The organism is Myxococcus sp. CA005, from assembly GCF_006518205.1.
In the GTDB taxonomy this organism is placed as follows: domain Bacteria; phylum Myxococcota; class Myxococcia; order Myxococcales; family Myxococcaceae; genus Myxococcus; species Myxococcus xanthus.
The window spans coordinates 1-24,937 of record NZ_SRLV01000049.1; the positions used below are offsets into that span (position 1 = coordinate 1).

Genomic DNA, 24,937 nt, shown 5'->3' on the forward strand with positions numbered 1-24,937 from the left:
GTGTTCGTCGGCAGCGTCAGATGTGTATAAGGGACAGTCCCAATGGGCACCGTCAACCCCACCTCCTCCTCTGCGACGCGGTGCACTGTCGTGAAAGTCGTCCCCTCTGTCGGCCCGTACCCGTTGAGGAGGATGCCCCCACTCCTCACTCTCTCCCTCACCCGCCCCACCGACAGCACGTCTCCTCCCGCCAGCACCTGCCTCACTCCACTCAGCGCTTCCGGCTGGTACGCCTGCATCTGCTCGAAGAGGGCTGCCGTCAGCCACAGCGACGTCACCCCTGCCTCCTTCAGCCTCCGCCCCAGCGCCTCCAACTCCAGCGGCCCTTCCGGGTACACCACCAGCTTCCCCCCGTGCAGCAGCGCGCCCCATACCTCCAACGTCGACGCGTCGAAGCCCGTCGGCGCCAATTGCAGCCACACCTCCTCCGGCCCGAAGTCCGCCACGCCGCCGCCCAACACCAGCCGCGTTACCGCACGCTGCGGCACCGCCACCCCCTTCGGATTCCCCGTGCTTCCCGACGTAAACATCACGTACGCCAGGTGGCCTCCTCCTACTCGGGCTCCCGGGTTTGTCTCTGGCTGCCTGGCAATCTGCGTGTCCCACTCCGTATCCACGCACACCACCAACTCGCTACCCGACGCCACTTCGTCCGCCAGCTTCTCCTGCGCCACCAGCAGCGCCACCCCCGCCTCCCGCTTCATCCACCCCAGCCGCTCCAGCGGGTAGCTCGCGTCCAGCGGCACGTACACGCCCCCCGCCTTCAGAATCCCCAGCGCGCTCACCACCCACTCCAACGAGCGCTCCGCGCACAATCCCACTCGCACCTCGGGGCCCACTCCCATTCCCCTCAGGTGGTGCGCCAACTGGTTTGCTCGGCGATTCAACGCCTCGTAACTCACCTGCTGCCCTGCCCACTCCACTGCCACCGCGCCCGGGGTCCTCTCCACCTGCGCTTCAAACAGCTCCGCCAGCGACGCCTCCCTCGGGTACTCCGCTCGCCTCCCGCTCCACTCCTCCACAAGGACGCGCCGCTCCTCCACCGACATCAACGACAGCTCAGACAAGGTCCGGCGCTCCGAACCACACAGTTCGCGCAGGAGCTGCCGGGCCTGCTCGACCATCCGCTTCGCCGCCGATGCATCAAAGCGCCTGGCGTCGTAGGTCAGGCGCAGCTGCCATTCACGCCCCGGGACGGCCATCATCGTCACCGGATGTGAGTCCACCTCGACGATGTACGGGTCGCGAACCACCAGCTCGTCCGACATCGTGGTGAGGCCCGCATCCCGGGGGTAGTTCTCGAAGACGACCAGGCTCTCGAACAACGCGGGGCCAGGGGGAACCTCGCTCCAGCGGCGCACCTCCACCAGGGGCGACGTCTCATACTGCCTCGCCTCCTGGAGCCAGGCTTGCAGCCCCTTCAGCCAGGGGCCCACGGGGCTCGACGCGGGCAGGCGCACTCGCACGGGGATGGCGTTGATGAACAAGCCCACCATCGCCTCGATGCCGGCAAGCTCCGGGGGCCTGCCGGAGACGGTCAACCCGAACAGGACGTCGTCCTCTCCGGTATAGCGCCACAGCAACAGCGCCCAGGCCGCTTGCAACAGCGTGCCTCCCGTGACGCCCTGCTGGCGCGAGAAGGCCTCCAGTGCCGCCGTCTCCTCCGCGCTCATCCGGAGCAGCACTTCACCCAGGAGCGTCACATCACGCAGTGCCCTTCCGAGCTCCAAGCGGGTGGGCTGCGTGAAGCCCGCCAGCGCGCCGCGCCAGAAGTCACGCGCGGCGCCAAGCTCCTGACGCCCCAGCCACGCGATGTAGTCGCGGTACGGCCGCACGGCGCTTCGTGCCAGCGTCACGCCTCGCCGCAGTGCCTCATACCGGGTGAGGACCTCCCGCAGCACCACCTGTGTGGACCACCCGTCCAGCAACAGGTGCGTCAGGCTGAACACCACGCGCCACACACGCGCTCCCGTGCGAAGCATCGTCAGCCGGAAGCCGGGCGCGCGGGTGAGCACCAGCCCCCTTCGGCGATCCTCCTCGAAGAACGCGGCCAGTCGGGCCTTCTGGTCGGCCTCGGACAGGTGGCGCAAGTCCTCGACGTCGACGGGAGGCAGCACCTCGCGCATCACCGCCTGGAGCGGCGTGTCCAGCCCCTCCCAGAAGAACGCGGTCCGGAGGATGGCGTACTGCTCGGCGGCCTGCCGCCACGCTTCCACGAAGGCGCGCGCATCCAGTGGGCCTTCGAGCTCGAAGGAGATCTGATTGAAGTACGGCTGGGTCTCACTCTCCTGGAGATGGGAGATCAAGATTCCATGCTGGAGCGGTGACAGCGGGTAAAGGTCCTCGATGTCCTCCAGATGGTAACCGTGCGCGGCCAGCCTCTTGGAGAACGCCTCCAAGCCCTCCGGGGAGAGGCCCGACAACGGAAAGCCGGAAGCGGGCCCGGACGAAGGCTCCTCCGTGAGCTGAGAATCGACGGGAGGGGCCTCCCCCGCCACCGCCGCCAGCCCCGCCACGGTCGGGTGGTCGAAGAGCTGTTTCATCCGGAGGTGCAGCCCCGCCTGCTCGGCCCGCGAGACGACCTGGATGGCGATGATGGAGTCGCCACCCAGCTCGAAGAAGTTCTCGTGGATGTCCACCCGCGGCCGGTCGAGCACCTGCGCCCAGATGGCCGTGAGTGTCTCTTCCTTCGCGTTGCGCGGCCCCTCGAAGACTCGCGCTGCTTCTTCGGGCAGCGCTGGCGGCGGCAGCGCGCGCCAGTCCACCTTGCCATTGGGTGTCAGCGGCAGGGCGTCCAGCACCACCAGCGCCGACGGCACCATGTGCCCAGGAAGCCGCTGCTGGAGGAACGCGCGCAGCGCCGCCGTGTCAGGCGCTGGCTGCGAGGAGGGCGTGGCATACGCCACCAGTCGCTTGTTTCCGGGCACGTCTTCGCGCGCGACCACCACCGCATCCCGGACCTCGGGATGCGCTCTGAGCACCGTCGCCACTTCCCCAGGCTCCACGCGGAAGCCCCGCACCTTCACCTGGAAATCGACCCGGCCGATGAACTCCAAACGCCCGTCCGCCAGCCACCGCACCTTGTCTCCCGTGCGGTACATCCTCGCGCCAGGCTCCCCGCCGTACGGGTCCGGCACGTACCGCTCCGCGGTCAGCTCTGGATGCCCCAGGTACCCTCGCGTCACCTGGGCGCCTCCCGCGTACAGCTCCCCCGCTACTCCCACCGGCACGGGACGCAGGCCCCCATCCAGCACGTACACCCGCGTGTTGCCCATCGGCCGCCCCAGCGGCACCACCACCGGCGACGTCGGCCGACGCGGCAGCTCCACGCGCCCTGCCAACACGCCCACTGTCGCCTCCGTCGGGCCGTAGTGGTTGTACACCTCGCACTCAGGCGCCAGCGCATGCACCTGCTCCAGCAGGATCCACGACGCCGCCTCCCCGCCCACCACCAGCCGCTTCCTCGGCAGCACCAGCCTCGGCTCCGCGCCGCTCATCAGCGCCGCGAGGTGCGAGGGCACCAGCTTCACGCAGTCCACCCCATGCCGAGCGAAGTACTCCGCCACGCCCGTCGGACTGCTCGCTCGCTCCTGCGTCAACACATGCAGCAGCCCGCCGGTGCACAGCGCCGGGAACAGCACCGTGTTCCCCAGGTCCGCCGCCACCGTCGACACCAGCGCGAAGCTGGCGCAGTCGGCCAAACCCAACCTCTCAATGGCCGCTTGCACATAATTCGCCAACTGCCCGTGTGTGACCGCCACCCCCTTGGGCCGCCCGGTACTGCCTGACGTGAACAGCACATACGCCAACTGCTCCGGGTGCACCGTCACGAGCGGCGGTGCCGCTGAAGGCCACTGCTCCAGCAGCGCGGCATCTCCATCCACCACCACTCGGCGCGCGCGAGTCCCTTCGAAGATCGCGGCGTATCGCGCCTGCGTCACCACCACCGGTGCGTCGACCTCTTCCACCAGCATCCGCAGCCGGGACTCTGGCTGCGAAGGGTCCAGCGGCACATACGCGCCCCCTGCCTTCAGGATGCCGAGCATCCCCACCACCCACTCCACACCTCGCGCCAGGCACAGCGCCACGGGCACGTCCGCCCCCACGCCCTGCCCTCTCAACTGGTGCGCGAGCTGATTGGCACGCGCTTCCAGCGCCCCGTACGTCACCTCCTTCTCCTCGCACCGGACCGCTGGCGCGTCCGCGTTGCGTGCGACCTGCGCCAGGAAGCGCTCTTGCACGCTGGCCCAGGGTGCGAAGCCGGTGCGCGTGTCGTTCCACGCCACGAGCATCTGGTGACGCTCGGGCTCGGAGATCAGAGACAGCGTCCCCAGAGCGCCGTCCGGCCTTGCCGCCATCGCCTCCAGCACGAGGCGAATGCGTTCGAGCTGTCCATCCGCGAAGGCCGCGGAGAAGCGCGCCCGGTCGTACCGCAAGCACAGCGGAAGCCGAGGGCCGTTCGTCGAGATGAGCGTCAGCGGGAAGTGGTCCGCCTCGACCGCGCGAATATCGCGCACCGCCAAGGCCCTGGCGGAGGACGTGAGCTCGGCATCCAGCGGATAGTTCTCGAAGACGACCAACGTCTCGAAGAGCGAGGTGCCAGCGGGCACGCCGCTCCAGCGCTGGACCTTCACCAGCGGCGCGTGCTCGTGCTGCCGCGCCTCCACCTGCATCTCCTGGATTTGCCCCAGCCAGGGCCCGAACGATGCACCGGGAGGCAACCGCACTCGCACGGGCTGGGTGTTGATGAACAGCCCGACCATGTCCTCCACGCCGGCCAGTCCCGGGGGACGTCCGGAGACAGTGGTGCCGAAGACGACATCTTCCGCCCCGCACAGGTGACCGAGCACCAAGGCCCAGGCCCCCTGCACCAGGGTGTGCAACGTGAGCCCCTGCCTCCGCGCGAAGCGGCTCAGCTCCGAGGTGAGCGCCTCCGACAGGAACAGCTCCCGCGAGGCCTTACCCGTCCCTTCCCCGCCACCGGGCTCGACGCGAGGATTCGTGGGCGCGTCGAAGCCTTCGAGCGCCTGCCGCCAGAACGACTCGGACACCGCCAGGTCCTGCTCGCCCAACCACCCGATGTAGTCCCGATACGGCCGAGGCGCCGCGATGCGAGGCTGCTTCCCCGCACACGAGCCCTCGTACAGGGCGAGGACATCGCGGATCACCAGCGGTACGGACCAGCCGTCCAGGATCAGGTGGGAATGGCTGAAGACGAAGCGATGCGCATCATCGCCGACGCGCAGCAGCGCCAGGCGCACCAACGGCGCCCAGGACAGGTCGAAGCCCTCGCGACGGTCCTGTGCCAGCAAGGCTTCCAGCCGGGACTCGCGTGCTTCGGGCGACAGGTCGCGCCAGTCCTCGATGCGGACCGGCAGGTCCACCTCACGCAGAACGACCTGCATCGGCTCGTCCACGTCATCCCAGACGAACGCCGTGCGCAGCACCGGGTGCGCCGCGACGACCGTGTTCCACGCCTGGGTGAAGAGCGCCACGTCCAGGTGGCCGCGCAGCTCGCAGACGAGCTGGTTGAAGTACAGCCCCCGGCCGGGCTCTGCGATGGCATGGAACAGCATGCCGCCCTGCAACGGCGACAGGGGGTACAGGTCCTCGATGTTGTCGCTCATCGCGTCTTCTTTCCAAACCGTGCGGCCAGCTTGTCGAGCTGCGCCTGTTTCACCTTCGCGAGCGGAAAGTCAGAGGGCGAGTGCCCTCCCGCATCCGGCGCGCGCGATGCGTGCACCAGCGCATGGAGGCGCGCGAGGAAGTCCTTGGCGACACGCGTCACCGTCTCACGGCGGTGCACCGCCTCGCTGAACGTCCAGAGGACCACCAGCCGCCCGTCACGCACCATGCCCGTCACATCGAGCAGGTATGGCCGCCGCGCGCTCGGGGCTCGCTGCCGCAAGGTGGCCGCCTCGGGTGCGAGGACGAAGGGAGCCCCCTCGCCCACGACACCGTCGAGCTGCCCCAGGTGGTTGAAGCCCACCTCCGCCAACGACAAGGCCGCCAGCGCCGCGTCCCTCGACACGTAGCGGAGCAGCCCCCACCCCATGCCTCGTGACGGCACGGCGCGCAGCCCCTCCTTCACGGCGCGAAGTGCCTCGCCCGGCCCCGTCGTCCCCCGCAGGTCGAGCAGCGCGGGAAACACCCGCGTGAACCAGCCCACCGTGCGAGACACATCCACGCCCGGAAGCACCTCTTCCCTTCCGTGCCCCTCCACGTCCACCAGCGCGACGGCCCCTCCCGCCCACGCGGTCAGTGCCTGCGCCAGCGCCGTCAGCAGGGGCTCCTGAGGCTGCGTGTGCCAGGCCTTCGGGACATCCTGCAGCAGCGCGCGCGTCTGCTCTGGCTCCAGCGTCACCTGCACCGTGCTCGCGGTGGCCTCCGTGTTGAGGCCCCCCGTGAAGTCCACGGGCAGCCGGGAGGCCTCGCGCCAGGGCCGCTCCAGCCACCAGGCCCGCTCCGCCGTCAGCGCCTGCGAGCGCGCCAGCGCCTCCAGGCCACGGGCCCACGCCTGGAACGACGTCGTCTTCGGGGGCAGCACCACGGCGTCCCCCGCCGCGAGCCGCGTGTACGCCGTCGCTAGGTCCTCCAGGAGGATGCGCCATGACACCGCGTCCACCACGAGGTGATGCACCGCCAGCATCAGCCGCGTGGAGTGGCCCGCGCCCCACTCCAGCAACACCGCCTGGACGAGCGGCCCATCCAGCCGCAGCGCGCGTTGCGCAGCCTCCGCATGCCGCGACAGCGCCGAGGGGCGCTCCGCCTCCGGCACGGCGGACAGGTCCACGCGCGCCACCGTGACGCGCGCGCCTGGCTCGCAGATGGCCTGGTGCCAGCCGTCCTCCCCGCCCACGAAGCCCAGCCGGAGCGCGTCATGATGCGCCAGCAGGTGCGCCAGCGCGCGCTCCAGCAAGGTGGCGTCCAGGGCGGCTCTCGCCTCCAACAGCAAGGACATGTTCCAGTGGTGTGGCGCCTCCAGTCCCAGCTCGAAGAACCAGTGCTGGATGGGCGTCAGCGCCACCGGCCCCACGACGGGGCCTTGCTCGGCCTGCACCGCCAAGCGCGTTCCCGCGACCGAGGCGAGCCGCGCCACCGTCGGGTTCTGGAAGAGCTGCTTCGGGGACAGCTCGATGCCCTGCGCGCGCGCGCGGGTGACAATCTGCAGTCCCAGGATGGAGTCGCCCCCCAGCTCGAAGAAGTCGTCGTGGATGCCCACGCGTTCGACGCCCAGCACCTCCCGCCAGAGCGACACCAGCGTGGCTTCCACCTCCGAATGAGGCGCGGCCGGCGCCGCCGCGGAGGCCGGATCCGGCGTGGGCAACGCCCGGCGGTCCACCTTGCCGTGCCGGGTGCGCGGCAGCGAGTCCATCGCGACGAAGGTCGCGGGGACCATGTACGGCGGCAGGCGCGAACGCACCCACTCCTTCAGGGCCTGTGCGTCTGGTTTCTCACCCGGCCCCTCCGTCGCGAGCACCCCGTAGGCGACCAGGCGCTTCGGCCCCTTCCCATCCTCACGCGCGACGACGACGGCCTCCTTCACCGCCGGATGCGCGAGCAGCGCGGCTTCGACCTCACCCGGCTCGATGCGGAAGCCCCGCACCTTCACCTGATGGTCCACGCGGCCGATGAACTCCAGCGTCCCGTCCGCCCGCCAGCGCGCCACGTCGCCCGTGCGGTACATGCGCGCGCCCAAGCGGCCGTCGAAGGGGTCCATCACGAAGCGCTCGGACGTGAGCCCAGGCTGGCCCAGGTAGCCTCGCGCCACGCCCGCGCCGCCCACGTACAGCTCGCCCGGTGCACCCCGCGGCACCAGCCTGCGGTGCGCGTCCAGCAGGTACACGCGAGCCCCAGGCACCACGCGCCCGATGGGCACGCGCCCCTCTTCGTCCACACGCACCCGGTGCACCGTGCTCCAGATGGTGGCTTCCGTGGGGCCGTACTCGTTGAACAGGGACACCGCGGGCAGCGCCTCATGATGCGCCCGCGTCAACTCCACGGGACACGGCTCGCCTCCCACACTCACCGCGCGCAAGCCCCTCAGCCCTCCCACCGGCGCCGCCGCCAATATCTGCCCGTAGAGCGAGGGCACGGAGACGAGGTGCGTGACGTGAGAGCGCGCGATCCGCTCGGCGAGCCGGCGCGGGTCCCCATGTTCCTCGGCGTCCGGGTAGCGCAGCGTGCCGCCTCCGAACAAGGACCACAGCAGTCCCGCGAGCGAGGCGTCGAAGGTGAAAGGTGCCAGGGACATCACCACCCCCGGCTCGCCGTACACGTCGGCGCGGGCCTGGGTCGCGGCCACCAGGTGCCGGTGCTCCAGCACCACGCCACGCGGCCGGCCGGTGGAGCCGGAGGTGTAGACGACGCACGCCGCATCCGTCCCCTCCGGAAGGCCGCACACGTCCTCGGTCGCCTCGGGCAGGGAATCCAGGGGGATGACCGTCAGCCCCTCACGCGAGGGAACCCGGGCACGGCACGACTCGGAGGCGACCAGCGCCTGGGCCCGTGTGTCCGCGAGGATGCCGGCCAGACGCTCCGCCGGGTGGTCCACGTCGAGCACCACCACGGCCGCCCCCGCCCGGGTCACGCCCATCAACCCCGCGACCACGTCCGCCGGCTGCGACACCGCGAGCGCGACGATGTCACCCCGCTTCACGCCTCGCGACACGAGGTGCCGGGCCAGCCGCCCCGACAGCACCTCTACCTCGCGATATGTGAGTGTCCGGACACCATCCTCCACCGCCACCCGGTCCGGCGTCCGTGACACCTGGGCCAGGAACCGCGAAGGCAACGTGTCCGCCGGAAGGTGCCCTTCCGTGGGCGCTGGATTCCACTCCACGAGCAACCGGTTTCGATCCGCGCGGTCCAGCAAGTCGAGCTGGGACAGCCGGACTTCCGGGCTGCCCGCGGCGGCCTCCAGCAACCGGAGGAGCGAGCCCGACAGCCGGGCGATGGTCTCCGCGTCGAAGAGCCCGGTGTTGTACTCGATGCTGCCTCGCAGCCCCTCGGGCGTCTCGGTGACTTCCAGCGCGAGGTCCAGCTTGGTCGCACCCGCATGCACGGGACGGCTGCGGAGCTGGAGCCCGACGAGCGACAACGCCGCGGCGGGCGTGTTGTGCAGAATCAGCATCGTCTGGAAGACGGGCGTGTGGCTGAGGTCGCGCGGCGCGTGCAGCACCTCCAGCAGCTTCTCGAAGGGCACCTCCTGGTGCGCGAACGCGTCCAGCGCCGTTCTTCGCACCCGCCCCAGGACCTCCGCGAACGAGGGGTCGCCGGACAGGTCGGCGCGCAGGGCCATGGAGTTGATGAAGCAGCCAATCAGCGGTTCGACTTCGGGCCGGTCGCGGCCCGCCACCGGCGTGCCCACCGCGAAGTCGTCCTGCCCGGTGTACGCATGCAGCAGGACCTGCCACGCGGCCATCAGCACCATGAAGGGGGTGGCGCCCTCCTTCCGCCCCACCGCCACCAGGGCGTCGGTGAGGGACTTCGGAACGGCGAAGGGCAGTTGCTCGCCATCGTGCGTCTGCAACGGAGGACGCGGACGGTCCACGGGGAGTTGGAGCACGGGGACATCCGCCAGCACGTCGCGCCACCACGCCTGTTCGGCCTTCAGGGCGGAGCCTCGCATCTGCTCCAGTTGCCAGAGCGCGTAGTCCGCGTACTGCACCGGCAGGGCGGGCAAGGAGGCAGGCCGGCCCGTCAGCTCGGCCTCATACAGACGAGCCATCTCGTGCACCATCACGCCCGCGGACCAGCCATCCGAGATGATGTGGTGCAGCGTGATGAGCAGGACGTGCTCGGTACTTCCCAGCCGCAGCAAGGTCGCGCGGAGCAGCGGCCCCCGCTCCAGGTCGAAGGGACGGCGCGCCTCTTCACGTGTCCAGCGGGCGACGTCCGCTGCACTGGCGCCCTCCACCGCCTCCAGGGAGATGGAGACCTCCAGCGACGGCGCGATGGTCTGCACCGCCTCGGTGCCATCCATGGAGAACGTGGTCCGTAGGGCCTCATGCCGGCGCACCACCGCGTTCAACGCTCGCTCCAGGGCCGCGGCATCCAGGGCGCCGCTCACGGTGAACGCGACGGCGTTGTTGTAGGCGACGTTGCCCGGCTCCAGCCGGTCCAGGTACCAGAGCCGCTGCTGCGCGAAGGACAACGGCAGCGGACGGCCCCGGGGGACCCGGGTGATGGACGCGGGTGCCTCGGACTTCTTCGCCACGCCATCCCGAGCGCCCATCACCTTCGGTGGTGTCGGCCTGCCCTCCGGGACAGGTAGGGCGGGCAACAGCTCCAGCGAGCCATCCCGCTTGCGCCGCGCACGCCGGCCCGTGGCCATCCGCCTCGCGGCATCCGTGCTTCCAGCGAGGATGCGCACGGGGGTGGAGTCCGGCGCGTTCCAGAGCCCGAGAGGCACGCCCGCGCCCTTCACCACCAGCTCACCGATGACGCCCACCGGCACGGGCTGGCCGCGCCCATCCACGACGTCCCAGCGCGAGGCATCTCCCGGCTCGGCGGCGAGCGCCCAGGTCCCCAGGCCCAGGTCCTGCTGCCGGTGCGCGACACGCCAGGACATGGCGCGCACCAGGGATGCCGCCGCTTCTTCGGACGCGCCTTCGAGCCAGACGTGGCGGACAGGCCGGAGCGCCTCCGCCGCGTCGGGGAGCGTCAGCATCGAGCGCGCCAGCGCCGCGGTGCAGTGCAGGTGGGTGATGCCCGCCTCGCGCACGAGCGCCAGCAGGGCCTCCGCCGCACCCGGGCCTTCCCGCAGCGACGGCATGGGGACCGCGAGTCCGGGCTCCGGGGAATGGCGACCGCGCAAGGCGTCGAGGTGCCGCAACCCCTCCAGGGTCGCCTCCACCTCCACGCCGAAATCCACCAGGCAGGCGATTTCATCCACGTCGAGCCGCTGGACACGCTCCACCATGGGACCGCAAGAGTCCGGCGTACCGAAGAGGCCGCCGCTCTCCACGTATCGCTCCACGCCGTGCGCCAGCAGCGCATCCATGTCCGCGGGCGTCAGCGAACGGGGGTCCATGTCGAGCCCCATGCCGGCCATGAAGCCCGCGGCGATGTCCACGGAGCTGCGGAAGTAGTCGAGCAGCGGCTGGCGCGCCCTCCGCCGGACCTCGGCCGGGTCGTCGCCGAGATACGCATGCAGCATCAAGCTCACGTGTCCCCGTCCCGCATGGCCATGTTGCCTCCATGCGTCGCGGTACAGCGCCACCTTCCCCTCCAGGTCCTCCAGGTGCTGGCCCATCAGGTTGGTGAGCACGTAGGCCCCCAGCTCGCCCGCCAGCCGGAAGGTCTCCGGGTTTCCGGCAGCGGTGAGCCAGATGGGGAGCGTCTGCTGCACCGGGCGTGGCCGCAGTGAGAGGGCCACTTCGGCGCCCGCGCCGTTGCGTCGGCGCACCGTCCCGCCTCGCCACAGGGTGCGCACCTCCTCGATGCCTCGGTGCATGACCTCCTTCCGGCGCGCGTACCGGTCCGGCGCGAACACGAAGTCATTCGCGTGCCAGCCCGAAGCGAAGGACACGCCCACGCGGCCATCGGACAGGTTGTCCAGCACGGCCCACTCCTCCGCGACGAGGATGGGGTCGTGTAGCGGCAGCACCACGCTCCCCGCGCGGATGCCCAGGCGCTGCGTCACCGTGGCCACCCCCGCGCCCACCACCGCCGGCCTCGGATACAGACCGCCGAACGCATGGAAATGCCGCTCCGGCGTCCACACCGCGGAGAAGCCATTCGCATCCGCGAACTTCGCGGCGTCCAGCAGCAGGCGGTATTTGCGGCCGCCCAGCGAGTCCTCGTCGTTGGCGAAGAACGACAGGCTGAAGTCCAGGCGCCGTCGAGCAGGCTCCGCGCCAGCCCCCACCGGCGTGAAGCGCGCACGCTCCGCCGGCAACACCACCCGCAGCCCGCGTGTCAGGGCCCAGAGGACCTCCAGCCCAGTGCCGGGAACCTGCGGCTCCTCCGCCGCGAGCCAGACGCCTTCCTTCGTGGTCGCATCCGCGTCCAGACGACCGAACAGCTCCGCCACGGTGCGGTGGGTGTGGATGGCCCAGAGCTGCTCACCCCGAGGCCCTGTCCACGGCTCGAGGCAGACCCGCTCCGAGGCGGAAGCCCGCAGCGGCGCCATTGAGGTGCCTCGGCCTGAATCTCCTGTCTGCGCGAACACCGTCTCAACATGGAGGACGCGCGCGGCATCCAATGACACGCGCGTGCGGACCTTCGCGTGGGTCAACAGCAGCGGAGGCGGCGCACCTGGAGGCGCGAGGTCCGGCAGCTCCATCAACCGAGGCACAGGCAGCAGAACGTGGGCCGCGCCCGTCTCCTGGACCGCCCACTGCGCGACCACGCGCTCCACCGATGGCTCCAGGCATACCGCCACCAGCGCATCGGGTCCTACGCCTCGGTCCGACAGCACGGCGGCCAGACGCCCCACGGCCCCTTGCAACTCGCCCCACGTCACGCCCCGCCCGTCCGGCGCCGTCATCGCCACCTGGGACGCGTCCGCCATGGCGCGAGCCCGAAGCAGCGCCGCGATCGGCGTCACCACCGATGCGGATGCCTCAGGCTCCGAGGCCAGCGCCTGACTGGCCCGAGCGTGCTCCAGCGGCAGCGCGGAGAGGGACAGGCCGGGCTCCGCCACCGCCGCTTCGAGCAGCGCGGTCCAGTGCGCCACCATCCGCTCCACGGTGTCCCGCTCGAAGCGCTCCTCCGCGTAGTCGACGGTACCGGAGAAGCCGTGCTCGTACTCCCCCAGACCCACGGACAGGTCCGACAGGACGGTGCCGAACTCGGGTGGACCGTTCTCGAGCTCCGCCAGGCTCATGCGCAGACCCGGCAGCTCCAGGTTCAGATTGAACCGGCTGTGCAGCACGAACATCGAGTCGAAGACCCGGCCGCGGCCGGTGTCCTTCGCGGGCTCGATTTCCCGCACCAGCGACTCATACGGCACGTCGGGGTGCGCGTAGGCATCCATCATCACCTCGCGCACGCGCGCCACCAGCTCCTTGAAGGGTGGGTCCCCGGACAGGTCCGTCCGCAACGGGACGGAGTGCGCCACGTAGCCGATCAACGGCTCCAGCTCCGGCCGGCTCCGGTTGCCAATGGGCGTCCCCACCACGACGTCATCCCGGCCCGTCCAGCGCGACAGCAGCGCCTTCCAGGATGCCAACAGCACCATGAACGGCGTGACACCCTCTCGCTGCGCGAACGCCTGGACCGAGGCCGACAGCGCGCGCGAGAAGCCCACGCGCAAGCACTGGCCACGGAGCGCGGGCCCGTCCCCCTTCGGCCGGTCCACCGGCAGCTCGAGCGGACGCGGGAACGCCGCCAGACGCCCGCGCCAGGCCGCGACCTGGGAGGCGAACGCGCCGCTCTTCAGCGCCTGCTGCTGCCAGGCCGCGTAGTCCACGTACTGCACGGGCAAGGTGGACAGCGCCACCGGCCGCCCCTGCATGAAGGCGGTGTAGTGGTCCCCCAGCTCCTTCGCGAGCACCACCAGCGACCACGTGTCACACACCACGTGGTGCACGGTGACGGCCAGCAGATGCTCCTCCGGAGCCAGTCGCCAGAGCCGGGCGCGGGCGACCGGCCCGTGCTCCAGGTCGAACGGCCGGGCCACCTCGTCGTGCACGCGCGGCTGCCACGCCGCGGGGTCCAGCGGTTCGGCGGAGAGCGGCAACTTCAGCTCCGGGGCGATGCAGACGCTCGGAGCGCCCTCGCCACGCGGATAGGACGTGCGCAGCGCCTCGTGGCGCAGTGCCACCGCCTCCAGTCCCCGCTCCAGCAGCGCCACGTCCAGCGCGCCATGCAGCCGCAGCACCACATACATGTTCAGGGCCGCGTTGCCGGGGAGCGCCTGCTCCAGCGCGCAGATGCGCTCCTGCACCACGGACAGCGGCAACGCTCCGCCACGCGGAATGCGGACCAGTGGCGGCAGGACCGGCTCCGTGGACGCCGTCCCGGGCGTGCCCAGCCGCGCCTGGATGCGAGCCGAAATGCCCGCCACCGTGGGCGCGTCGAAGACGTCACTCAAGGGGAGTGAGACAGGGAAGGCCTCCCGCAGGCGGGTCAACAACTGCGCCGCCATCAGCGAGTTGCCGCCCAGTTCCAGGAAGTCGTCGTGGATGCCGAAGTCGGTCCGGCCCAGCCGCTCGCGCCAGATGGCCAGCACCTTGCGCTCCACGTCCGTGTGGGCCCCGGCCTGCTCCGCTGGCGCCTCCAAGTGGGGCGTGCCTCCGGCTTCCGCGGGGCGCTCCGCCACCGCCGCGGACGTCTCCGGCCGGGCCACCACTGAGGTGGGCAGCGGGGTCCGGAAGGTCTGCCGCTGGAAGGGATAGGTGGGCAGCGCCACCTTCTGGCGTGACTCGTGCGCGTAGACGCGCTGCCAGTCAATCGCGAGCCCCTGCGCCCAGACCGTTCCAAGCGCCTCCATCAACGCGGCATGTGCATCCAGGACCGAGCCCGCCCGAGGCAGCGACGCCACGGCGCGTCCTCGGTGCCCTCGCAGCCCCAGCCTCGCCAGGGCGGTCAGCGCCTGGTCCGGGCCGACTTCGAGAAACACGTCGCACCCGTCCGCCTTCAGCGTCTCCAGCCCGTCCCCGAAGCGCACCGGTGCCCGCATCTGGCGCAGCCAGTAATCCGGGTCCGTCGCCTCCTCCGGGCGAATCCACGTCCCGGTGACACTGGAGATGTATGGACGCTGGGGCGCAGACAGGCGCAGACCCGCAACCACGCGCCGCAGCTCCGCCATCACCGGCTCCACCGCCGCCGAGTGGAACGCATGCCGCGCAGGCAGCCGCAACACGCCCACGCCCCGCGCGCTCAGCTCGTGCTCCAGCGCCTCCACGTCCCCCGAGGGCCCGGACACCACGCACCGGTCCGGCCCATTCACTGCGGCCAGCGACAACGCCCCCGTCAGCAGCGGACGCACCTCCTCTTCCGCGCAAGCCACCGCCGTCATGCTTCCGGGCGGCATCCGCGCCATCAGGCGGCCTCGCGCCGACACCAGCGCCAGCGCATCCTCCAGCGGCAGGACCTCCGCGAGGCAGGCCGCCACGTATTCGCCGAAGCTGTGCCCCAGCAGCGCGCGCGGGCGCACGCCCCAGGCTTCCCACTGACGCGCCAGCGCGTACTCCACGGCGAACAAGGCGGGCAACGCGATGCCAGGGTCGGCCAACGTCTGCTCCGCGGCGGCCTCGGCTCCAGGCGAGGGAAACAGCACGTCACGCACCGCCGCCCCCAACCGGGCCCCCAGCCCCTCCAGGCAGGCCTCCAGGGCCTCACGGTAGACGGGCTCCGCTGCGTGAAGCGCGCGTCCCATGCCCACCGTCTGCGCGCCCTGGCCCGGGAAAAGGAAGGCCACGCCCTGCTCGCGTGCCGCCACGACGTGCTCCACGACCTGGGACTTCCCCGGGCCGCGCAGCTTCGCCAGCAACTCCGCGCGGTCCTTCGCCACGAAGGCGCGCCGGTGCTCGAAGGCACGGCGGCCCACGTTGCGCGTGAAGGCCACGTCCTCCAGCGCCACGTCGGTCGGTGCGGCCTCCATCCAGGAGGCCAGGTCCCGCACCGCGGCGTCCAAGGCCTCCGCCGAGCGGCCCGACAGCGTCACGAGTTGGGTGGGCCGGACACTGGGCGAGGCAGGCTCCGGAAGCGGCGCTTCCTCCAGCACCGCGTGCGCGTTCGTCCCTCCGATTCCGAACGAGCTGACGCCCGCGCGGCGAGGCACCGGGCCCCGGGGCCAGGGCCGCAGGCGGTCGACGACGAAGAACGGGCTGTTCGCGAAGTCGATGGCGGGATTCGGCCGCTCGAAATGGAGCGTGGGCGGCAGTTCCTCATGCGCCAGGGCCAGCGTGGCCTTGATGAGCCCCGCCAGACCGGCGGCCGTGTCCAGGTGGCCGACGTTCGGCTTCACCGACCCCAGCGCGCAGTACCCCTTCCGGTCCGTGTGCCGCCGGTACGCCCGCGTGAGCGCCGCGACCTCGATGGGGTCTCCCAACGAGGTGCCCGTGCCGTGCGCCTCCACGTAGCCGATGTCGCCCGCGTCCAGGCCCGCGAAGGCCAGCGCCTCGCCGATGACGTCCGCCTGCCCCTCCACGCTGGGCGCCGTGTAGCCGACCTTCAGGCCGCCGTCGTTGTTGATGGAGGAGCCGCGGATGACCGCGTACACGCGATCACCATCCCTGCGCGCGTCCTCCAACGGCTTGAGCACCACCACCGCCACGCCGTTGCCCGGCACCGTTCCCGCCGCGCGCGCGTCGAACGCGCGGCAGTGCCCGTCCGGCGACAGGATCATCCCCTCCTGGAACAGGTAGCCCGAGCGCTGCGGCATCGCCAGGCGCACCGCGCCCGCCAGCGCCACGTCCGACTGGCGCATCAGCAGGCTCTGGCAGGCCATGTGGACGGCCACCAGTCCCGTGGAGCAGGCAGTGTAGAGGGACAGGCTTTCGCCCCGCAGTCCCAGTTTGAAGGACGCCCGCGTCGCCAGGTTCTCCGCGGAGGTGCTCATCAGCTCGTAGAACGAGGCCGGGTCCAGGTTCCCCTGCCCCAACATCGCCAGGCCGTGCAGGGATGCGCTCGCGCCCGCGTAGAGCGAGATTTTCCCCGCGAAGCGCTCCGGGTCGAGCGCCGCGTCCTCCAGCGCCGTCCAGGCGCACTCCAGGAACACGCGCTGCTGCGGATCCATCCACTCCGCCTCGCGCGGGGCCATGCCGAAGAAGGCCGCGTCGAAGCGGTCTCCACCTTCCAGCTCCGCCGCCACTGGCACGAAGTCCGGATGATGGCGCACCGCCTCGGACATCAGCGGAGAGGGCTCCAGCGCCTCGACGGGCACGCGGGAAATGGACTCCACACCTTCGCGGAGGTTGCGCCAGAAGGCCCGCGCATCCGCGCTCCCGGGGAAGCGGCTGGCGATGCCGATGATGGCGATGTCGCTACCCGCGCTGCCGTTGTTCTCGCTCATGGTGTCGTGCTCAGTCCTGGCCCCGGGGGTTCCTTCCGCGCCGCTGGAGCGCCTGCCGGCGGGCCTCCGCGCGCGACTGGTGCTTCACGTCAGAGGTGGGCTCGGGGCGTGCCTCGGCCTGCAACCTGCGGGCGAGTTCGTGGATGGTGGGATGTTCGAAGAAGTGGGTGATGGGGACGTCCTGGCCCAGCGCCTCGCCCAGCCGCGAGCACGCGCGCACCGCGGACAGCGAGCTGCCGCCCAGGTCGTCGAAGAAGTGGGCATGCACGTCCACGGCGGGCAGCCCCAGGGCCTCCGCCCAGGCGCGCGCCACGGTCTCTTCCAGCGGCGTGCGAGGCTTGCCCGCTGGCGACACGGCGAGCGACGGCCGCGGCAGCGCCCGCACGTCCACCTTGCCCGTGGCCAGCAGCGGAAGCGCCTCCACCGGGACGATGTCGACCGGAATCATGTGCTCGGGGAGCTGCTCGCGCAGGCGTGCCCGGAGCTCTCCCGGTGGAAGGATGTCTCCGGGCGGTGGCACGACGTACGCGACCAGCCGCGGCTCGCCATCCACGGAAGGACGCCACGAGGTGACGTGGGCCTGGCGCATGCCGGCGAGTTCGCGCAGCGCCGTCTCCACCTCGCCCGGCTCGATGCGGAAGCCACGGATCTTCAGTTGCGCGTCCGCGCGCCCCTGGAAGTCCAGCCGTCCATCCGCGCGGCGGCGGGCCATGTCGCCCGTGCGGTAGAGCCGGGCCCCGGGCTCGCCGCCGTGGGGGTCGGGGATGAAGCGCTCGGCCGTGAGATCCGGCCGGTCCAGATAGCCACGGGCCACCGACGGCCCGCCGACGTACAGCTCGCCCGCGACTCCCACCGGAACCGGCTGGAGCGCCTCGTCGAGCACATAGGTGTCCACGTGGGGCATGGAACGCCCGATGTTCGGCGGCCCCACTTCATCCGGAGCGATGACGCCCCAGGTCGCGCCCACCGTCACCTCGGTCGGGCCATAGCCGTTGTAGAAGGCGCGGCCTTCGGCGAAGCGGGCCACGAGGCTCGCCGGACACGCCTCCGCGGCCACCATGAACATCGACAGGTCCGGCAGCGGCCCCTCCGGAAGGAGCGCGGCGACAGGGGGAGGCAACGTCGCCGAGGTGATGCGCTGCTCGCGCAACATCCGGTACAACGCGTCACCCGCAGGGGGACCACCGGGTGACAGGTGCAGCGCGCCGCCCGAGGCCAGCGCCAGGAAGTAGTCCCACGCCGACATGTCGAACGCGGGCGAGGCGAACTGCAACACCCGCGAGCCGGGCCCGACAGGCAGGTCCGACACCATCGACTCGCACAGGTGCGCGGTGCCGCGGTACGGCACCATCACGCCCTTGGGCTTGCCGGTGCTCCCGGACGTATAGGTGATGTAGGCCGCGCAGTCCGGAGGTGGCTCGCCGGCCTCCCACAGGGACATGTCCGGCATGTCGTCGCCTTCGCCGTGCGCCTCCCACGGCAGCAGCGTCACCCCTTCGGGCAACGCCAGGCGCTGCGCGTAGCGCTCCTGGGCCAGCAGCACGCGCGCGCCGCAGTCCGCCAGCGTCCACGCCACACGCGCGGGGGGATACGAAGGCTCCTGGGGCACCACCGTGCCCCCGGCCTTCAAGATCGCGAGGAAGGCGACGACCTGCTCGGAGCTGCCGCGCTCCAGCAGCGTGCCAACACGAACCTCCGGCCCGACACCGTGGCGTCGCAGGCGCGCGGCGAGCCGGGCCACCCATGCCGCCACCTCACGATAGGACCAGCTCGACGCGCCCGCGACGAGCGCAGGCGCCTGCGGCGTCTTCGCGGCCCAGTCCTCGATTCGGTGAATGATGCCGGGCACGAGCGCGCCCCGCGTGTCCTGTGTCCTCCGTCCCAGCGCCAGCAGTGTGCGGCGCTCGTCGGGAGCGAACAGGGGCAGGTCGCCCAGCGGCACCTCCGGCTGCGCCACGGCGGCATCCAGCAGCGCCCCCAGGTGGCGCGCCATCCGTTCGGCGGTCGCGGCGTCGAAGAGGTCGGCGCAGTACTCCAACCTCGCCACGAAGGCCCCTTCCAGCTCCGTCATCATCAGCGCGAGGTCGAAGGCGGCGCCGGGATGGCTCAGCGGGACGGATTCGACCGTCAGGTCATCGCCCAGCCGGGCGCTCGCGCCCGAAGCCCCGACGGCGAACGCGCCCAGGAGCTCGTTCTCGGTACGGGGGGACTGCAAGGCGAACATCGTCTGGAAGATGGGCGCGCGCGACGGGTCACGCCGCGACTGAAGCTGCTCGACGAGCCGCGTGAAGGGCAGATCCTGATGCTCCAGCACCTCCAGCACGGTGGTTCGAACCCGCGCCACCAGGCCAGAGAAGGACAGCGTGCGCGGCACCCGGGCGCGCAGGGCCACGGGGTTGACGAAGTAGCCCACCTGTCGCGACAGGTCCGCTCGCGGGCGGCCCGTGGTCGGCGTACCGACGATGAGGTCCTCCTGCCCCGAGTAGCGCCGCAGGAACGCCAGGTAACCGGCCAGCAGCACCATGAACGGCGTGGCGCCGTGCGTCCGCGCCAGGGCCTTGAGCCGCGTGGACGTCTCGCGCGGCAGACGGAAGGTCACCTGCGCCCCTCGGAACGACTGGAGCCTGGGTCGAGGGAACGACGTGGGCAGCTCCAACACGGGCAGCTCGCCCCCCAGGTGCTCACGCCACCAGGCCAGGAGCGCTTCGCCCTGCGCTCCCGTGGACCGCCGCGCCAACGACAGGAGGATGGGAGCCACGGGTGGCGGCGGCGACAGGCCGGACGGCGTGCCTCGGACCTCGGCCGTGTAGAGCGCGCCCAGTTCCCCCGCGATGACCTCCAATGACCAGAAGTCCGTGACCAGGTGGTGCATGGCGAGCAGCAACACGTCCCCGCGTGGCGCACCGGTGTAGAGCCGGGCGCGCACCAGCGGGCCCCGCTCCATGTCGAAGGCCTCCCGCGCATCCGCATCGAGCCGCTCACGCAGCGCTTCATCCGTCCAGGTGGACGCCTCCACCCGCGCCAGCTCCGGCGGCGCGACGCAGGCTCTCCTCGCTGGCGCCCCCTGCACCTCGGGGAACGCGGACGACAACGCGGGGTGACGGGCAACGAGCACGGAGAACGCACGAGCAAGCGCTCCGGGGTCCACTGGTGTGACGAAGCGCACCGCTTGGGACACGTGGTAGGCCTTGCTGCCCGGAGCCATGCGCTGGAGGAACCACAATGCCAGCTGGCCATCGGAAACGAAGGCCGCGGGGTCGCCGGGCATGACAGCCGGAGCCTCGGGCCGCGCCTCGGCGCCCTCGGTCCGGGCCCGCTCGACCCACCGCGCCAGTTCGCGGAGGCTCTGCCCCTGGAGCACCGCCGTGATGGGTGGAGACACGCCCCATGCCTCGTCCACGGCGTGCAACACCTCCAGCGCTCTCAGCGAGTCGAGCCCCTGGTGCGTCAGGGGCACATCCACGCTCAGCGCCGGTCCATTCGCGCCAAGCAGTGACGCCAGCCGGGACCGGAGCACCGCGAGCACGTCCGCCGCTTCGGGTGCCGCGTCAGGCTTGATGTCCAAGGACGCCGCCGCGGCGTCCTCCTTCCATCCGTGCACCTCGTCCAGCGTCCCCGCCAGGAATGCCTCACGCGTGGCGCGCCGCTGCACCTTGCCGCTCGACGTCTTCGGCAATGTCCCGGCGGTGATGAGCACCACGGCATGGACGGCCAGGCCATGCGCTTCGCCCAGCGCCGCGCGGATGCTCGCGACGACCTCGGCCGCCGCTTCCGGCGTGGCGACCTTCGCGGCGACCTCCTGCACGATGACCAGCCGCTCTTCGTCGCCAGCGTCCACCGCGAACGCGGCACCACACCCGGGACGCACGCCGGGATGGCAGCGATCCGCGGCGTGCTCCAGGTCCTGCGGGTAGTAGTTGAGGCCGCGCAACACAAGCACGTCCTTCAAGCGACCGGTGATGAAGACCTCGCCGCCGTCGATGACCGCCAGGTCTCCGGTACGCAAGTACGGGCCCTCCCCCGAGCCCGCCAGCCGGCCATGGAACGTGCGCTCCGTTTCGTCGGGGCGCTGCCAGTACCCGTCCGCCACGCTCGGACCGCGCACCCAGAGCTCGCCCACGCGGCCCGGCGCACATGGACGGCCGGTTTCCGGGTCCACCACCCGCACGTCCTGGCCGCCCAGCGCCTGCCCGCATCCCACCAGCGCCGTCGCTGGAGCATCCACCTCGGGCGCCCGCGCCTCGCCGCGCAGCAGGCCATCACGAGCGAAACGCCGCACCACCGGCACGGCCGAGCGCGTCCCTCCCGAGACGATCAGCGTTCCCTCCGCCAGCCCGTAACAAGGATAGAAGGCCTCGCGCCGGAAGCCCGCCGGGGCGAACGCATCCACGAACCGATCCAACGTGTCCGCGCGTACGGGCTCCGCGCCGCTGAACGCCACCTCCAGCCTGCTCAGGTCCAGCGCCGCGCGCTGTTCGGGCGTGGTTTTGCGCACGCACAAGTCGAACGCGAAGTTGGGCGCGCCGCAGACCGTCGCACCGAAACGCGACATCGCCTCCAGCCACCGCAGCGGGCGATGGAGAAAGGACATGGGAGGCAGCAGCACCGACGGGATGTCGCGGTACAGCGCCTGGATGAGCCCTCCAATCAGCCCCATGTCGTGATACGGCGGCAGCCAGAGGGCGGCCACCGGGTGGGGGCGGGTGTCGAAGCCCCGGGCAATCAACCACGAGTTGTGCAGCAGATGACGGTGCCGCAGCACCACGCCTCGTGGCGTCCCCGTCGAGCCCGAGGTGTATTGCAGGAACGCCACCGAGTCGCCCCGCAGGACTGGCGCGCGCCAGGCCTCCGCTTCGTGCTGGAACACGGAGTCCGTGGCCAACCAGCGCAACGCCCGCAAGTCGGGCGCCCCTTGCGTGAGGGGCTCCACCATGTCCGCGATGCCGGAAGTCGTCAGCGCCACCCGGGCGCCACAGTCCGCCACCAGCGCCTGGAGCCTGGGCAAGGTGCGGCCCAGCCGCATCGGGTCCGGTGGATAGGCGGGCACCGCCACCACGCCCGCGTAGAGACACGCCAGGAAACCCAACGTGTAGTCGCGGCCCGGCGGGTACAGCAGCAACGCGCGCTCACCGGGCGCCAGGTGTCGTTGTAGCAGCGCCGCCACCGCGCGAGCGCTCGCGTCCAACTCCGCGTAGGAGACAGCCTGCTCCCCCGCCTCGTCGAGAAACGTATAAATCCAGTCGTCTGGCTGCGCGGCGGCGCGAGCCCGACACATATCCACGAGGGTGACGTCCTCTGGGCAGACGAATTCGGAGGCGGGGTCGGCGCGGGTCGGAAGGTGCATGTCGAGAGTCCCGAAGCACTGCCTGGAGGCACCGCCCGGAACGCCGCGTCACATCCCCTGCTGGAAGCACGAGGGGCACGCTCCGCATCGCTCCGAACAGCGCCCCTTGGATTCCGGCTCTTTCTACCGGATTCCAAGTAACCAGAAAAGGCCTGGTACGCGCGCGCCCCGGTCTTCCACGGTATGAGCCATGACACGCCCAGTGACACAACGAGGCGCGCCGCCATCCACGCTGAATGAATGAGGAACCAACGGAATGAAATACACCAACCTCGGACGCACGGGTCTTCGTGTGTCTCGTCTCGGCCTGGGCTGCATGAGCTACGGCACGCCCAAGTGGCGCCCCTGGGTGCTGGATGAAGAAGCCGCGCAGCCGTTCTTCCGCCGGGCGGTGGAGCTGGGCATCAACTTCTTCGACACCGCGGACATGTATTCACTGGGCGCGAGCGAGGAAATCACGGGCCGTGCCCTTCGCCGTTACGCGCGCATGGACGAGGTGGTGCTGGCCACCAAGGTCTACTTCCCCATGGGGGACGGGCAGAACATGCGGGGCCTGTCGCGCAAGCACATCGTCCAGGGCTGCGAGGCCAGCTTGAAGCGGCTGGGCGTGGAGGCCATCGACCTCTACCAGATTCACCGGATGGACCCGAACACGCCGCTGGAGGAGACGCTGGCCGCCCTGGACCAGCTCGTGCGCCAGGGCAAGGTGCGCTACCTGGGCGCGTCCTCCGCGTATGCGTGGCAGTTCGCGCGGGCGCTGGGAGTCGCGGACCTGCGCGGCTGGACGCGCTTCGTGTCCATGCAGGGCCACTACAACCTCGTCTATCGCGAGGAGGAGCGGGAGATGCTGCCCCTGTGCGAAGCCGAGGGCATTGGCGTCATCCCCTGGTCGCCGCTGGCTCGCGGCCTGCTCGCGGGCTCTCGCAAGTCGCTGAAGGACCGGGACGCCACCACGCGGGCGAAGTCGGACACGCTGTCACCCATGCTCTATGACCAGGCCAGTGACTGGGACGTGGCGGAAGCGAACCGGAGCGTCGCGGAGAAGCGCAACGTGCCTCCCGCGCAGACGGCCCTGGCCTGGCTCCTCTCGCGCCCCGCGGTGACGGCGCCCATCATCGGCGCCACGAAGCTGGAGCACCTGGAGGATGCGGTGCGCGCGGTGGACCTCAAGCTGACCGCCGACGAAGTGAAGGCCTTGGAGGCCCCCTACCAGCCTCACGCCGTGCGTGGACTCTGAGCGCACGGCCGCGTCGACGGGACGCTGACACAGGCGAACCTGTCACGGCGCAAGCCTCCTGCGCTCCGGCGAGATGCACCCGGGCCCGCGGCGTCATGGACCCTCCACGCGCCGGGCCCGCGCGTCCCCCGTGAGCCGCTGCCGCAGCCACGCCGCCGCCGACCGGAGATCCGCTTCGAAGTGGATGCGCGCCTCCGCCCGCGCCCGGCCTTCCGGAAGCCGAAGCACCGCTTCGGGGTCAAACGTGGCCATCCAGCCCTCCGCCCACCGCGTGTCCAGCAGCTGCCCCCGGCTCAGGTGCATGCGAAACCCCACCCCCAAGAAGGCCTGCGCCGCCACGGGCCCCAGCGCGATGATCATCCGCGGGCGGACCTCCGCCACCACGCCCTCCAGCCCATGACGGCAGGTGCGCCCTTCCCCCCGCGCCGTCGGAGGGAGCACTCCGTGCCGCGAGCGGCATCCGTCCCCGCACGGCCGCACCACCCGGCGACTGGAACGCGTGAGCCCCGCGCGGCCCAACACGACCTCCAGGAGCGCTCCCGCGGAGCCCGCGAAAGGCGGCTCCGCGATGTCCACGGGTGAAGCCCCCACCAGCAGCAAGGACGCGCGCTCCGCGCCCGCCCGTGGATGCGAATGGGACGCCGCCAGTCCTACCCGGGCGCGTGCCCACTCCGGCAGCGCCCCGCCTTCCTCGAAGGTCAACCGCTCCCGGTCCCAATGCGCCCAGGTGTCTGGCGTGAACAGGCTCCAGGAGAAGGCCGGGAAGCGGCGCACGAGGAACGGCGCCACGTCCCGGACGATGAGATGTTCGGGCCGGTACCACGCGACATGGTGTTCGCGCCCGTCCCGCCACACCCGGCGGAAGCGCAAGGCCGCCATCAACGCCTGCGTGTCCCGCCGCACCGCCTGCTCCAGCCACCGCAGCCGCCACACGTCCGCGTCGTCGTGACACTCCAGCAGCGACGGCTCTCCATGGGTCAGCCGCCACAGCACGCGGTACAGCAGCGCCCAGCGCGCCGGCTCGCGGTGGCACACCACCTTCTGCGCCAGCCCCACGAAGTCCCGAGGCACCCCGGACGCCGCGCGCCCCCAGGCCTCCCAGCGCGCGGCCTCCAGCCACATGCCCTGGCGTCCACGCGTTTCCTCGAAGCGCACCCGCTCTGGAGGTTCGCCCCGCGCCAGCAGCCCCCGCGCCACCACCCGGAAGGACGCCAGGTCCGGCGCCACGAAGACCCGCGTCAGCCCACCGTCCCGGTGTCCGGCCGCGAGCCGTTCCCCCTGCACGCCCCGGACCTGCGACCACCGGGCACCGATGACAGGCCTCAACTCCTGATGGACGTCCATCCGGGCATTCCTACCTGCCCGGTCTGACATCCGCCGTCCCGCCCGT

At 71.2% G+C, this 24,937-nt stretch carries 4 protein-coding genes; 1 reads left to right on the forward strand and 3 read right to left on the reverse strand.

Annotated features, from left to right (window positions below):
• Positions 1-5,623: 5,623 nt before the first annotated feature.
• Both FMQ63_RS21630 and FMQ63_RS21635 read right to left on the reverse strand, forming a co-directional pair.
• On the reverse strand, positions 5,624-16,966 hold the full coding sequence (locus FMQ63_RS21630; RefSeq protein ID WP_011554011.1) for a hybrid non-ribosomal peptide synthetase/type I polyketide synthase: 11,343 nt from the start codon (positions 16,964-16,966) through the stop codon (positions 5,624-5,626).
• Positions 16,967-16,976: 10 nt separating this feature from the next.
• Positions 16,977-22,310: a non-ribosomal peptide synthetase gene (locus FMQ63_RS21635; RefSeq protein WP_011554012.1), complete on the reverse strand. Its 5,334-nt coding sequence runs from the start codon at positions 22,308-22,310 to the stop codon at positions 16,977-16,979.
• A 256-nt stretch (positions 22,311-22,566) separates the two neighbouring features.
• Between FMQ63_RS21635 and FMQ63_RS21640 the strand changes: the two genes are divergently transcribed.
• Positions 22,567-23,547, forward strand: a complete 981-nt coding sequence (locus FMQ63_RS21640) for an aldo/keto reductase (protein WP_011554013.1) — start codon at positions 22,567-22,569, stop codon at positions 23,545-23,547.
• Positions 23,548-23,640: 93 nt separating this feature from the next.
• Here the strand turns inward: FMQ63_RS21640 and FMQ63_RS21645 are convergent, their stop codons facing one another.
• The gene (locus FMQ63_RS21645; protein ID WP_020478348.1) at positions 23,641-24,891 is read right to left on the reverse strand and encodes a DUF4130 domain-containing protein; all 1,251 of its coding nucleotides are present in this window, start codon (positions 24,889-24,891) and stop codon (positions 23,641-23,643) included.
• Positions 24,892-24,937: the final 46 nt, after the last annotated feature.

Bases quoted from the DNA above. Each gene is read 5' to 3' on its own strand.
- FMQ63_RS21630 (WP_011554011.1), bottom strand. From the start codon at position 16,966: ATGAGCGAGAACAACGGCAGCGCGGGTAGCGACATCGCCATCATCGGC.
- FMQ63_RS21635 (WP_011554012.1), bottom strand. From the start codon at position 22,310: ATGCACCTTCCGACCCGCGCCGACCCCGCCTCCGAATTCGTCTGCCCA.
- FMQ63_RS21640 (WP_011554013.1), top strand. From the start codon at position 22,567: ATGAAATACACCAACCTCGGACGCACGGGTCTTCGTGTGTCTCGTCTC.
- FMQ63_RS21645 (WP_020478348.1), bottom strand. From the start codon at position 24,891: ATGGACGTCCATCAGGAGTTGAGGCCTGTCATCGGTGCCCGGTGGTCG.